General features: G+C 34.5%; 14 protein-coding genes and 1 tRNA gene. 13 read left to right on the top strand and 2 right to left on the bottom strand.

The window, feature by feature from the left end:
- The first annotated feature begins 5 nt into the window (after positions 1–5).
- Entirely contained in the window at positions 6–326 is a 321-nt protein-coding gene (locus AC1RO3_RS00440) for an ArsR/SmtB family transcription factor (protein WP_481761072.1), read from the top strand.
- 80 nt (positions 327–406) lie between these two features.
- Here AC1RO3_RS00440 and AC1RO3_RS00445 read toward each other — a convergent pair.
- Both AC1RO3_RS00445 and AC1RO3_RS00450 read right to left on the bottom strand, forming a co-directional pair.
- Positions 407–479, bottom strand: a tRNA-Ala gene (locus tag AC1RO3_RS00445).
- A gap of 452 nt (positions 480–931) precedes the next feature.
- Positions 932–2,380, bottom strand: a complete 1,449-nt coding sequence (locus AC1RO3_RS00450) for a C40 family peptidase (RefSeq protein WP_481761071.1) — start codon at positions 2,378–2,380, stop codon at positions 932–934.
- Positions 2,381–2,857: 477 nt separating this feature from the next.
- Between AC1RO3_RS00450 and lepB the strand changes: the two genes are divergently transcribed.
- The 12 genes from lepB to AC1RO3_RS00510 all read left to right on the top strand — a co-directional run bounded on the left by lepB (position 2,858) and on the right by AC1RO3_RS00510 (position 12,854).
- The gene (gene lepB / locus AC1RO3_RS00455; protein ID WP_481761070.1) at positions 2,858–3,460 is read left to right on the top strand and encodes a signal peptidase I; all 603 of its coding nucleotides are present in this window, start codon (positions 2,858–2,860) and stop codon (positions 3,458–3,460) included.
- A gap of 49 nt (positions 3,461–3,509) precedes the next feature.
- Complete coding sequence (gene rihA, locus AC1RO3_RS00460; protein ID WP_481761069.1) at positions 3,510–4,460, top strand: pyrimidine-specific ribonucleoside hydrolase RihA; 951 nt, start codon at positions 3,510–3,512, stop codon at positions 4,458–4,460.
- A gap of 99 nt (positions 4,461–4,559) precedes the next feature.
- A complete protein-coding gene (gene rsmG / locus AC1RO3_RS00465; protein WP_481761068.1) occupies positions 4,560–5,294 on the top strand; it encodes a 16S rRNA (guanine(527)-N(7))-methyltransferase RsmG in 735 nt (244 codons plus the stop codon).
- Between the two features lie 18 nt (positions 5,295–5,312).
- Positions 5,313–6,161 (top strand): nucleoid occlusion protein, encoded by an 849-nt coding sequence (gene noc, locus AC1RO3_RS00470; RefSeq protein WP_481761067.1) that lies wholly within the window; start codon positions 5,313–5,315, stop codon positions 6,159–6,161.
- Between the two features lie 6 nt (positions 6,162–6,167).
- Positions 6,168–6,935, top strand: coding sequence for a ParA family protein (locus AC1RO3_RS00475; protein ID WP_409021824.1), 768 nt, complete (start codon positions 6,168–6,170; stop codon positions 6,933–6,935).
- Positions 6,925–7,806, top strand: a complete 882-nt coding sequence (locus AC1RO3_RS00480) for a ParB/RepB/Spo0J family partition protein (RefSeq protein WP_409021823.1) — start codon at positions 6,925–6,927, stop codon at positions 7,804–7,806. The genes AC1RO3_RS00475 and AC1RO3_RS00480 overlap by 11 nt, the downstream gene beginning before the upstream one ends.
- 13 nt (positions 7,807–7,819) lie before the next feature.
- Positions 7,820–8,020 carry a DUF951 domain-containing protein gene (locus AC1RO3_RS00485; protein WP_409021822.1) on the top strand — a complete coding sequence of 67 codons (201 nt, stop codon included), beginning with the start codon at positions 7,820–7,822 and terminating at the stop codon, positions 8,018–8,020.
- Between the two features lie 22 nt (positions 8,021–8,042).
- Positions 8,043–9,143, top strand: a complete 1,101-nt coding sequence (ychF, locus tag AC1RO3_RS00490) for a redox-regulated ATPase YchF (protein WP_481761066.1) — start codon at positions 8,043–8,045, stop codon at positions 9,141–9,143.
- A 29-nt stretch (positions 9,144–9,172) separates the two neighbouring features.
- Entirely contained in the window at positions 9,173–9,931 is a 759-nt protein-coding gene (locus tag AC1RO3_RS00495; protein ID WP_481761065.1) for a DUF1129 family protein, read from the top strand.
- A 163-nt stretch (positions 9,932–10,094) separates the two neighbouring features.
- A complete protein-coding gene (gene guaB / locus AC1RO3_RS00500; protein ID WP_481761064.1) occupies positions 10,095–11,582 on the top strand; it encodes an IMP dehydrogenase in 1,488 nt (495 codons plus the stop codon).
- A 240-nt stretch (positions 11,583–11,822) separates the two neighbouring features.
- The gene (locus tag AC1RO3_RS00505) at positions 11,823–12,026 is read left to right on the top strand and encodes a hypothetical protein (RefSeq protein ID WP_481761063.1); all 204 of its coding nucleotides are present in this window, start codon (positions 11,823–11,825) and stop codon (positions 12,024–12,026) included.
- A gap of 141 nt (positions 12,027–12,167) precedes the next feature.
- Complete coding sequence (locus AC1RO3_RS00510) at positions 12,168–12,854, top strand: response regulator transcription factor (protein WP_409021818.1); 687 nt, start codon at positions 12,168–12,170, stop codon at positions 12,852–12,854.
- Positions 12,855–12,858 lie beyond the last annotated feature (4 nt).

Consider the following 12,858-nt stretch of genomic DNA (forward strand, 5'->3'; position numbering starts at 1 on the left):
AAATAATGCAACCGTACAATGAAATTCCAAAAAGTGAACTTGATGAATCAATTATGATAACTAAGCTATTGAATAATCGAATAAGATTACAATTAATCTATTTATTGGAACAACATGAATATAATGTAACTGAATTATCAAAGATACTTAATGTTGAACAAACAAACTTATCTCATCAATTAAGTTTATTAAAAACGCATCAAATAATTAGTCAGAGACGAGAAGGAAAGTTAATGTACTATCAAATTGACGATCCGCATATTATTGAAACTATGACAGCGCTGTTGCAACATGCAAAACACGTTGCAAATGGAAAACCTTATTAAATAGAAACGTAAGAAAAAGAGATTAACTTCAAATTGAAGTTAATCTCTTTTTTGATTTTTAAAATCTGTAGTGGTTACTATGGACCCTAACGGATTTGAACCGTCGACCTTCTACTTGCGGAGCAGACGCTCTCCCAACTGAGCTAAGGGCCCGAATAGCTTTATAATACACCAAATAGCCAAAATTAAAAGAAAAAGTTAGTTTTGCTTCTATGTATTTATGCCATTTTAAAATGTTTCACATGAAACATTTTAAAATGAGTAACGATTTTTAAAGATAAAAGGTTTCAAATATCACTTGTTAATAGTAGGGTAAAAAGCATTAAATACCAGTTTTTGATTAATGATGAATAAGCCGAAGAGTATAAGATTTTTGTTTTTAAATAGCAGACATAATCTTATGATGGCGTGATGTGAAGATATTTCCAAACATTAATAATTATTCGATTAATACTCTTTTAGAAGGAACAAATAATAAAATTCAGATTTCTAACGGACTTATTTCCAATCTTAGCAACTTTTATAGATTCCGAACCAGAATACTTTATATATTAAAATCCATAAAAAAAGGTCCCACTCACTTAGTGAGTGGGACCTTCATAATATTATTTATTAACAGTACCAGCAAATGAAGCAGGGTAATATGCTAATGCACCAATTTTAACATTTTGACCAGGTTCTGGAGCAGCGATATATTGGCCACCACCTAAGTAAATACCAACATGGTATGTAGAACCTTGAGCTCCCCAGAATAATAAATCTCCAGGTTGAGCAGCAGCAGTTGATTTCTTAGAAACATTTGATTCTTGTCCAATAGTATTACGGTTTAAGTTAATACCAACTTTTGCGAATACATATTGTGTGAATCCTGAACAATCAAAACCAGAAGGAGTTGATCCACCCCAAACATAAGGAGTACCTATGTATGCTTTAGCAACAGAGATAACTTTGCTTGCTGAGTAGCTTGCTGTTTGTGTTGTAGAGCTTGCAGCAGCAGTATTAGCTGTTGAAGTAGTATTAGAACTTGCAGCAGCAGTATTAGTTGTTGAAGTAGTATTAGAACTTGCAGCAGCAGTATTAGTTGTTGAAGTAGTATTAGAACTTGCAACAGCAGTGTTAGCTGTTGAAGCAGTATTAGAACTTGTAGCAGCCTTAGGTGTTGAAGTAGCATTAGAAGTTACAGCAGCTTTAGGTGTTGTTGTAGCTTTTGCAGGTGTAACAACTTTTTCAGCAGTTGTAGAAGCTACTTTAGCCATTGAACCTGTTAAGTTTAATGTTTGGCCAGGGTTAATCATTGAATTAGAAGATAAACCATTAGCATCACATAGTGCTGAGATAGTAATACCGTTTGATTGAGCGATTGACCATAATGAATCGCCGTTTTTAACAGTAACAGTCTTATTATTTGTAGTAGATGCTGCTTTAGGTGTAGCTGTTTCTACTTTAGGAGTTGCAGTAACTGATTTAGCAGCACTTACTTCTGCTTTAGGAGTTGTAGCAACTGGTTTAGCAGTACTTGTTTCTACTTTAACAGTTTTAGCTGGTGTTACTTTAGCGGGAGTAACAGTAGTACTTGCAGCTACCGCTTTTGAACCAGTTAATGTTAAATTTTGACCGGGTAAGATAAGTGCTGAGTTATCAGCAAATCCATTAGCCGAACGAAGTGCTGAGATTGAAATGCCATTTTCTTTAGCGATTGACCATAATGAATCACCATTTTTAACAGTAACGGATGTTTTATTTACTGAAGTATTAGTAGTAACGATAGTACTTGTTTTAGCTGAAGTACTTTTTTGTGTTGAGCTTGCTTTAGCGTTGCTATCCTTTTCAGGAATATTTAATGATTGACCACTTACAATAATATGAGAATTTGCGTCAATATTGTTTAAAGTTTCGATTGTTTTGATTGAAACGCCATACTTCTGAGAAAAAGCCCAAACAGTATCGTTTGTTTGAACTTTAACTGTTGCTGCATCAGCAGTTGCGTTAGATGCAAGAAGGAGGCCAGCGGTACCAACTGTACCGAGTAATAATGATTTAAGTGTGTTATTCAAGTTGAGTCACATCTACTTTCTTATTTTATTGGATTTATACTACAGTAACTATTGTAACCGGTTAGTGTTGCAATCAAATACAAAAACTATTACAACTTAGCATGATTTTGTAATATATACTAAGTAATGTTTATATATCAATGATAATGATGATTTATGTATTTAACTTATAATTTATTTAATTTAGTAAATCCCATGTGCAATAATGGTTTAGAACACTTTCAATATATTTTAAATTAAAATATATTGCCCCCCGATGTTACAAAGATATTACAGAAACCTTATGTTTCTATACTACTAGAACTAATTAAAACTATACCAGTCGTTTTACATGGTTGCAAATGAAATTTTAAGTTTTAATAGAAAGGGATTTCATTGTCTGGTATCATTTGAATTATTGGATATTGAAAGTCCTTAAATAGTTGGCGTATAATTAACTAAATAAGGGGATAAAAAATATAATGATTAGGTGGAAATATGAAAAGAATAGTTAAAGAAATAATGAGTTGGATTATACCGATTGCAATCGGTTTAATAATCGCGATGCTTTTAAAAACATTTGTTGTCACAATGGTACGTGTTGATGGGCCATCGATGCAACCTAACTTAGTTAATAATGAGCATGTTGCTGTTGTTAAAGTTATTGATATTAAGCGCTTTAGTACTGTTGTTTTTGATGCATACGGCGTAGATCCTGATGCAACTGAGGGTCAAGAGTATGTTAAACGTGTTATTGGAATGCCTGGTGATACAGTAGAATTTAAAAATGATCATGTCTATGTTAATGGTAAAGAAATTGAAGAACCTTATATTTCAACTTATCAAAAAACAGTAGGGACAAGGGTTCAGAACATAAATGCTAAAAACTGGACATTCAAGTCATTGGCTGTAGATAATCAATGGGCTAAAGATACTTCAGCTATCAGAGTACCTTCAGATAAATATTTTGTTCTAGGAGATCATCGTTCAGTATCTAATGATAGTCGTTACTGGGGGTTCGTTGATAAGTCGAAAATTCAAGGTGTTGTAAAAGTACCATTCTGGAATTTTAATAAGGCTGATCATAAATATATTTATTAATTGCATTAAAAATGCAGAAAAATAATTCGATTGAAGAGGAGATTTTATTATGACAAAAACACCAATTATTTTAGATTGTGATCCAGGACATGATGACGCATTAGCGTTAATGATGATTATTGCTTCACCAGAATTTGATTTACGTGCGGTGACAACATCCGCTGGAAATCAAACACCTGATAAAACATTTGATAACGCTTGTCGACTACTAACATTGATGGAACGGACAGATGTTCCAGTTGCTAGTGGAAATAAAAAACCTTTACTACAAGAATTAATGATTGCCGATGCCGTTCATGGAGATACTGGTGTTGATGGAACAGAGTTACCTAAATCTGAAATTCCAGCAACTAATTTAACAGCAATTGAGTTAATTGCAGAAACATTATCTAAAAGTGCTGAAAAAGTTACAATGGTTGTCACGGGCCCAATGACGAATATGGCACTATTTTTAGCTGTCTATCCTGAATTAAAAAATAAAATTGAAAAAATTGTCTTTATGGGTGGCTCAACGGATGTTGGAAATGTTAAACCTGGTTCAGAATTTAATATTGCCGTGGACCCAGAGTCAGCAAAAATGGTTTTAAATGACTCTATTCCAATGGTTATGGCTGGATTAAACTTAACTCATCAAGCACAAATTTTAGATTCTGAAATTGAAGAAATTGGTAAGATTAATAATAAAGTAGCGCAATCAGCCTACGGGTTATTGAAATTTTATGGTATTTACTATGGTCAAGAAAAATGGGGATTCGACGGTATTCCATTACATGACCCTTGTACAATTGCTTGGATGTTACATCCTGAATTATTCACAAGTGAAAAGTACCATGTTGATGTTGAGGTGAATGGTGATCTTACTAAAGGTGAGACAATCGTTGATAAATTTGATTTATTGGGATTAGAAAAAAATACAGAAGTCTTACTATCAATTGACCGTGCAAAATTTGTCGAATTATTAATTTCAAAACTTAAAAAATTTGATAAATTAGTAGGATAGAGAATCTTACAGTTGGCTTGTATTTCTGGCCTAAATACGTTAAAGTTAAACAGGACGTGAAACATCGTTTTGTTTCACAAATAACGGAGGGCCAGTCATATGAATCCAGAAGAATTTCGTCAAGCATTAGCTGAAAAAGACATTAATTTAACAGACAGACAAATGGCACAATTTGAAACATACTATGAATTTTTAGTAATGACAAATGAAAACCTTAATCTGACTGCTATTACAGAAAAATCAGACGTTTATTTGAAACATTTTTATGATTCTTTAACGCCTGCTTTTTATTCAAAAGAAATACAAAGCGAGCCCTTATCTATTTGTGACGTCGGCGCAGGTGCCGGCTTCCCTTCAATTCCACTGAAGATTGCTTTTCCGCAATTAACGGTGACTATTGTTGATTCGTTGAATAAACGTATCAACTTTTTAAATGAATTGGCGGACAAATTAGATATTACAGGGGTTGCTTTTTTTCATAATCGTGCTGAAGAATTTGCAGGTAAAAAAAGTTTATATAGAGAACAATATGATATCGTGACAGCTCGTGCTGTTGCAAGATTGAGCGTACTATCTGAATTGTGCTTACCTTTAGTTAAATTAAATGGTCAATTTATCGCTCTCAAAGCTCAAAAAATGGACGAAGAATTAGTCGATGCCGAATATGCTATCAAGCTTTTAGGTGGTCAAGTTGTGGCTAATCATGAATTTACTTTACCAATTTCAGATGACGAACGTCATCTATTAGTCGTTGATAAAGTCAAATTAAGTCCTAAAAAATACCCTAGAAAAGCGGGTGTACCTGGACGTACCCCACTTGTAAATAAGATATAGTCAGGAGGTCGTCGGAAAATGGCATTTTCATTTTTAGGAAATCGTAAAAATCAACAAGAACAAGAAGATGAAACGAATCAAACGAAGGTTAGTGACATTTCTGTTACGACTATTGTACCCAATCGCTTCCAACCTCGTCGTGTCTTTGATGATCAAAAAATTGATGAATTAGCACAAACCCTTAAAGAACACGGGTTATTGCAGCCTATTATTTTGCGAGAGTATGAGACTGGAAAATATGAGATTATTGCTGGGGAACGTCGTTTTCGGGCAGCATCTTCATTAGGATGGAAAAAAATTCCGGCAATTGTTCAGAAAATGGACGACGACCAAGCGGCTTCGATGGCACTAATTGAAAATTTACAACGTGAGGAACTAACAGCAATTGAAGAAGCAGAGGCCTACAGTAAACTAATGAGTTTAAACCACTTATCACAGTCAAAATTAGCTGAAGATATGGGTAAAAGCCAAGCATTTGTTGCTAATAAATTGCGTTTATTAAAATTAGAACATGACGTACAAACGTCCATTATGGCGCAACAGATATCCGAACGTCACGGAAGAGCAATGGTTAGTTTATCAGCTAGCAATCAAAAAAAATTATTAAAACGTATTTTAAAAGAGAAATTAACAGTGAAAGAAACCGAAAAGTTAATTTCAGCTAATAAAATTAAACCAGAATCAAAAGTGTCTGAAAAGAAAAACACGAAAAAAGGTAATCCTGATAAAAGATTAGTGATTAATACCCTAAAACAAGCGGTTCAAGTTATAGAAAATAACGGTGTAACGATTAAATCAAAACAAGAAAAAACTGATTCAGGGTATCGCGTTATTATTGATGTGATTGAATCAAAAAAGGAGGGTTAATCAAACATGGGAATTGTTATTTCATTAGCAAACCAAAAAGGTGGCGTTGGTAAAACAACAACGAGTGTGAATTTAGGCGCTTGTTTAGCCGAGCTAGGCAAGCGTGTTTTATTAATAGATACGGATGCTCAAGGAAATTCAACAAGTGGTGTTGGTATTGAAAAATCAACAATAAAAAAAGATATTTATGATGTTTTAGTTAATGAATTTCCAATTAAGGAGACAATTCTAGCTACTAGTCATAAAGGATTAGATATCGTTCCGGCAACCATTCAATTGGCTGGTGCTGAGATTGAATTAACACCGCAAATGGCTCGTGAAACAAGATTATTGGATGCCGTTAAAACAATTGAAGATCAGTATGATTATATTTTAATAGATTGCCCGCCATCACTTGGATTGATTACAATTAATGCCTTTACAGCTAGTAAATCAATTTTAATTCCTGTTCAAAGTGAATACTATGCTTTGGAAGGTTTAAGCCAATTGCTTAACACAATTCGTTTAGTTCAAAAGCATTTTAATCCAGATTTAGCCATTGAAGGCGTTTTAATGACAATGTATGATGCACGTACAAATTTAGGCGCAGAAGTTGTGTCTGAGGTGCAAAAATATTTTGCAGAAAAAGTCTACAAGACAATTATTCCGCGAAATGTCCGCTTGTCTGAAGCACCTAGCCATGGGATGGCAATTATTGATTACGATCCTAAGTCGAAGGGTGCTCAAGTCTATATGGAATTGGCAAAGGAAGTGTTAAAAGCGCATGGTAAATAATAAAAAAGGTCTTGGAAAAGGGATTAACGCGTTATTTCAGGATGAACTTGATCAATATGATGATACAAAAGAATCTGTTGTTCGTTTAAACTTAGCTGAAATTCGCCCTAATCCTTACCAACCTCGTAAAACATTTGATGAAGATGCCCTAAAAGAATTAGCTGCGTCTATCAAAAAATCAGGTGTCTTCCAACCAATTATTGTAAGAGAATCAGTCATTAAGGGTTATGAAATCATTGCAGGAGAACGTCGTTTCCGTGCGTCTAAATTAGCAGGACTAACAGATGTCCCTGCAATTATTAGAACGATGACAGAAGAAGCAATGATGGAAGTTGCTATTTTGGAAAATTTACAACGTGAAGAATTGTCTCCTTTAGAAGAGGCAGAAGCTTATAACATGTTGATGGAAAAATTAAACTTAACGCAGTCACAAGTTTCAGAGCGATTAGGCAAAAGTCGTCCTTATATTGCTAATTATTTGCGTTTATTAGGATTGCCCAACTCAGTTAAAGAATTACTCCAAGTTGATCAGTTATCGATGGGTCAAGCAAGAACATTGCTGTCACTTAAAGATAAACAAAAAATTGGGGCATTAGCTAAAAGAACAGTTAAAGAAAATCTAACTGTTCGTGAGTTGGAAAAAGTAATTGCCCAAATGAACGGCGAAATTAAAAAGAATACTAAAAAAGTGAACGAAGTTGAAAAATCAATTTATGTTCAACAAAGTGAGAACTTGTTAAAAGAAAAATTTGGAACACAAGTTTCTATCCAACAGAGCAAAAAAAATCATAAAGGTAAGATAGAAATTGACTACTTATCAACGGATGATTTGAACCGTATTTTGGACTTACTTGATATTTCACTAGACTAGGAGGTTAGTCAGTATGTATGACTTACATGATATTGTTGAAATGAAAAAACCACATCCTTGTGGGACTAACCGCTGGGAAATCGTGCGAATGGGAATGGATATTCGCATTAAGTGTTTAGGATGCGGGCACCTTATTCTATTACCTAGACGAGAATTTGAAAAAAAGATGAAAAAAATGTTAGAAAAAGCAACAACAGAAGATAATACAAAATAAATGAAAAGAGTGACGTCTAATTATGGCATTAACGGCAGGAATCGTAGGATTACCAAACGTAGGTAAATCAACTTTATTTAACGCAATTACAAAAGCAGGCGCGGAAATGGCTAATTACCCATTTGCGACAATCGATCCAAACGTTGGGATGGTTGAAGTTCCAGATAAACGATTAGCACGTATCGATGAAGTAGTCCCTGCTAAAAAAATTATTCATACAACTTTTGAATTTACGGATATTGCCGGTATTGTTAAAGGCGCAAGTAAAGGTGAAGGACTTGGTAATAAATTTTTAGAAAATATTCGTCAAGTTGATGCTATTGTGCACGTTGTTCGTGCATTTGACGATGATAATATCACACATGTTTCTGATAAAGTGGATCCAATGGACGATATTGAAACAATCAACTTAGAACTTGTTTTTGCAGATTTAGATAGTGTGACAAAACGTTATGCTAAAGTTGAAAAAGTGGCTAGAACAAAAGATAAAGATGCGTTGGCTGAATTCAGTATTTTACAAAAAATCAAACCAGTTCTTGAAGCTGGACATGCCGTTCGCTCAATTGAATTTGATGAAGAAGAAGAAAAATATGTTAAAGGTATGTTTTTATTAACGAACAAACCAGTTCTTTATGTCGCTAATATTGCTGAAGATGACATGGCTGACCCAGATGCTAATAAGTATGTAAAATTAATTGAAGCCTTTGCAAAAGAAGAAGGTTCAGAATGTTTAGCCGTTTCTGCTAAAACAGAAGAAGAAATTGCTGAACTAGATGATGAAGATAAACTTGATTTCCTTGAAGCTGCTGGTGTTGAAGAATCAGGACTTGATCGCTTAATCAGGGCATCTTATAAATTACTAGGTTTAGCAACTTTCTTTACTGCTGGTGGTGCCGAAACACGAGCATGGACCTTTAAACAAGGGATGAAAGCACCTCAAGTTGCCGGAATTATCCATTCAGATTTTGAACGTGGATTTATCCGTGCTGAAACAATGTCATTTGCTGATTTAGATAAAAATGGAAGCGTCGCAGCAGTTCGTGAAGCTGGTCGTTTACGTTCCGAAGGTAAAGAATATGTCGTACAAGATGGCGATATTATTGAGTTCAGATTTAACGTCTAAATAAAATAAGTCAGTAGGGGTTGTTAGTCATGTCAGAAGAAAACAAAGTCGAAGAAACATCAGTTGAAGAGAGAAATGCGACAGCTGCAGCAAAACAAAAAGAACATTTAGAAAAAGAAACGAAGTTACAGGATAAAGGACCCTTTGCGGGATTAACGAAGCGTAATGAAGATTATGTTTACCGTTTAAATAGTATTTTGAAAGATTCAAAAATTAATGATGAAAAACGAAATACGGTCATTGGTGAAATTGTTGCAGAACTTCGCACCGAACAGCATAAAGGTGTAACAGCAACTAAACTATATGGTCCTGTTAGTACAAAAGCAACTGATATCATTATGGGCCCACAGAAAAAAGCTGCAGAACCAACAAGTAGTTTTTGGTTAACAGCTTTAGATAATGGGTTGATGATGTTATTAATTTTTGCTGGTATGTACGGTGTTATGGGATTAATGAGTAAAACAAGTACGCAAGCAGAAGCTTCTGGTGCTGGTGGATTATTAACACTACTAATCACATCAATTTTGGGTGGTATTGGAGCAGCGCTCTTCTACAAAAAATATGGCCCAAACGTCAAAAAAGAAGACAAACCAGCTTTCTGGGTTACATTACTAGTATTTGTAGCCTTTCTTGCAGTATGGATTCTTGCCTACATGTTAGTGGCATTGATTCCAGGACCACTTAATGCATTGTTGCCAGCCCCTGTTTATCTTGTAATTGCATTAATCGCATTTGCAGTTAGAATTTACGTTAAACGTCGCTATAATATCAACCGAACAATGTTTTAAATTGATTGATATCTTGAAAAGAGTTCAGGTAAAATTTTTGAACTCTTTTTTGTTACAGTTAAAAACGATTATAGGTTAATAAGAATCGGACGATAACCTTGACCAATGTTGAGTTTATCTGGTATGTTAGTAAACAAAATAAAAGTAGAAAGCTGGTTTTAAAATGTCAAATTGGGAAACGAAGTTCGTTAAAAAAGGATTTACTTTTGATGACGTGTTGTTAATACCTGCAGAAAGTCATGTATTACCGAACGAGGTTGATATCAGTGTACAATTAGCTAAGAATATCAAATTAAATGTCCCAATTTTAAGTGCTAGCATGGATACTGTTACAGATTCTAAAATGGCGATTGCTATGGCTCGCCAAGGTGGCTTAGGTGTTATTCATAAAAATATGAGTATCGAACAACAAGCTGAAGAAGTCAGAAAAGTAAAACGTTCTGAAAGTGGCGTTATTATTGATCCTTTCTATTTAACACCGCAACATTCTGTTGCAGATGCTGAACAATTGATGAAACGTTACCGTATTAGTGGTGTTCCAATCGTTGAAACATTAGAAAATCGCTTATTGATTGGTATCATTACGAATCGTGATCTACGTTTTGTTTCTGATATGTCAGTCCTAATTGATAGTGTTATGACTAAAGAAGGATTAGTAACAGCTGCGGAAGGTACTTCGCTTAAAGAAGCTGAAAAAATACTCCAAAAAAATAAAATTGAAAAATTACCAATCATTGATAAAAATGGTCGTTTAACTGGTTTAATAACAATTAAAGATATCGAAAAAGTTGTTGAATTTCCTAACGCAGCTAAAGATGAACATGGCCGCTTACTTGCTGCTGCCGCTGTTGGTGTTACAAGTGATACATTTGAACGTGCTACAGCTTTACTAGATGCTGGTGTTGATGCTTTAGTTATCGATACTGCTCATGGTCATTCAGCCGGTGTTATCCGTAAAATTACTGAAATCAGAGCACAATTCCCAGAAGCAACTTTAATCGCAGGTAATGTCGCAACTGGCGAAGCAACTCGTGCCCTTTATGATGCTGGCGTTGATGTTGTTAAAGTTGGAATAGGACCTGGATCAATCTGTACAACACGGATTGTTGCTGGTGTTGGTGTTCCGCAATTAACAGCTATTTATGACGCTGCTGAAGTAGCTCGTGAATATGGTAAAACAATCATCGCTGATGGGGGTATTAAATACTCTGGTGATATCGTTAAAGCCCTTGCTGCCGGTGGTAACGCTGTGATGTTAGGTAGTATGTTAGCTGGAACTGATGAAGCTCCTGGTGAATTTGAAATTTATGAAGGTCGTCGTTTCAAAGTTTACCGAGGTATGGGAAGTTTAGCAGCTATGGAACAATCAAATGGTTCTTCTGATCGTTACTTCCAAAGTGGCGTAAATGAAGCTAATAAGTTAGTGCCAGAAGGTATTGAAGGTCGTGTATCATACAAGGGTAGTTTAGCTGATATTGTTTTCCAAATGGTTGGAGGCTTACATTCAGGTATGGGTTACGTTGGTGCTGGAACATTGAAGGCATTACAAGATGACGCACAATTTGTTCAAATTTCAGGTGCTGGTTTAATTGAATCACATCCACATGATGTTCAAATTACCAAAGAAGCACCTAATTACTCAGTTAAATAATAATTAAAAAGGCGTGATTTCTTTCAGATGAAAGAAGTTACGTCTTTTTTAATGGAGAGTTTTAAATTATAAATAAGACTCTAATGATTAATCATGATTTGATGCAAAATCATTGTATACAGTAAAAGGAATACGACATTAGTTAGAAATATTAATTTACTTAAAAATAAGTATCAATTGTGGAAGTATTTAAATTTATAGACTACACTACGAGTATAAATATTATAGGGGGTTACGAATATGTTAATTATTGATTACGTTCATGGGGAACAGCTACAAGCAACTTATAAAACGGCAGCAGCTTTTGTTGCGATGATGCAATTGGAAGTACCTGAGTTTGAAGATTATTATAAAATTACTAAAGTAACGGAATCTGGTAAAGAGATTGAGTTATCAGATAAAACAATGGGCGGTTTATTTAACTACTTATTAGAACGTGGATAATAAAAAATGGAAAGCTTTCGTTTTTTACGAAAGCTTTTTTTGTACTACTTAGATTAAGTAGATTTAACCAATTCTTTAAAGTTATCGTGTGTGATATTTGATACAATATACTATAAGTAAAGAAAAGTCAGGAGATATCCAATGAAAATTTTAGTTGTAGATGATGAAAAAGAAATCGTTGATTTAATCTCTATTTATTTAAAAAATGAAGGTTACGAAGCAATTACTGCTCAAAATGGACTTGAAGCGATTGAAAAATTAGAAGAAATGCCAGAAATCGGTGTAATGATTCTCGACGTTATGATGCCTAAAATGAACGGAATGGATGTCATTAAAGAGGTTCGTAAAACTTCAGAAATTCCAATATTAATGGTTTCTGCTAAAACAGAAGATATGGACAAAATTCGTGGACTGATTACAGGTGCTGATGATTATGTTGTTAAGCCATTTAACCCATTAGAAATTATGGCACGTGTTAAATCATTACTCCGTCGTAGCCAAAACTCGAATCCGGCACCTGATGTTGCACTTGAAATAGGACCGCTAATTATTAAAAAAGATTCTCATGAAGTTCAAACAGTTGAAGGTAGTGATATTCAATTAACTGCTTTAGAATTCGGTATTTTATATTTATTAGCCTCACATCCAAATCATGTGTACTCTGCGGATGATATTTTTGAACAAGTTTGGCAACAAGAATCAATTATTTCTGCCAAAACAGTAATGGTCCATGTGAGCCATTTACGTGATAAAATTGAAGCAGCAACAAACGGTGATGATATTATCAAAACCGTCTGGGGCGTTGGATACAAGATAGAAATGCATTAGTGAG

Source organism: Dellaglioa sp. CoH-57-MRSF-19, from assembly GCF_056781975.1.

Coding starts and splice junctions, on each gene's coding strand:
- AC1RO3_RS00440 (WP_481761072.1), top strand. CDS start 6: ATGCAACCGTACAATGAAATTCCAAAAAGTGAACTTGATGAATCAATT.
- lepB (WP_481761070.1), top strand. CDS start 2,858: ATGAAAAGAATAGTTAAAGAAATAATGAGTTGGATTATACCGATTGCA.
- rihA (WP_481761069.1), top strand. CDS start 3,510: ATGACAAAAACACCAATTATTTTAGATTGTGATCCAGGACATGATGAC.
- rsmG (WP_481761068.1), top strand. CDS start 4,560: ATGAATCCAGAAGAATTTCGTCAAGCATTAGCTGAAAAAGACATTAAT.
- noc (WP_481761067.1), top strand. CDS start 5,313: ATGGCATTTTCATTTTTAGGAAATCGTAAAAATCAACAAGAACAAGAA.
- AC1RO3_RS00475 (WP_409021824.1), top strand. CDS start 6,168: ATGGGAATTGTTATTTCATTAGCAAACCAAAAAGGTGGCGTTGGTAAA.
- AC1RO3_RS00480 (WP_409021823.1), top strand. CDS start 6,925: ATGGTAAATAATAAAAAAGGTCTTGGAAAAGGGATTAACGCGTTATTT.
- AC1RO3_RS00485 (WP_409021822.1), top strand. CDS start 7,820: ATGTATGACTTACATGATATTGTTGAAATGAAAAAACCACATCCTTGT.
- ychF (WP_481761066.1), top strand. CDS start 8,043: ATGGCATTAACGGCAGGAATCGTAGGATTACCAAACGTAGGTAAATCA.
- AC1RO3_RS00495 (WP_481761065.1), top strand. CDS start 9,173: ATGTCAGAAGAAAACAAAGTCGAAGAAACATCAGTTGAAGAGAGAAAT.
- guaB (WP_481761064.1), top strand. CDS start 10,095: ATGTCAAATTGGGAAACGAAGTTCGTTAAAAAAGGATTTACTTTTGAT.
- AC1RO3_RS00505 (WP_481761063.1), top strand. CDS start 11,823: ATGTTAATTATTGATTACGTTCATGGGGAACAGCTACAAGCAACTTAT.
- AC1RO3_RS00510 (WP_409021818.1), top strand. CDS start 12,168: ATGAAAATTTTAGTTGTAGATGATGAAAAAGAAATCGTTGATTTAATC.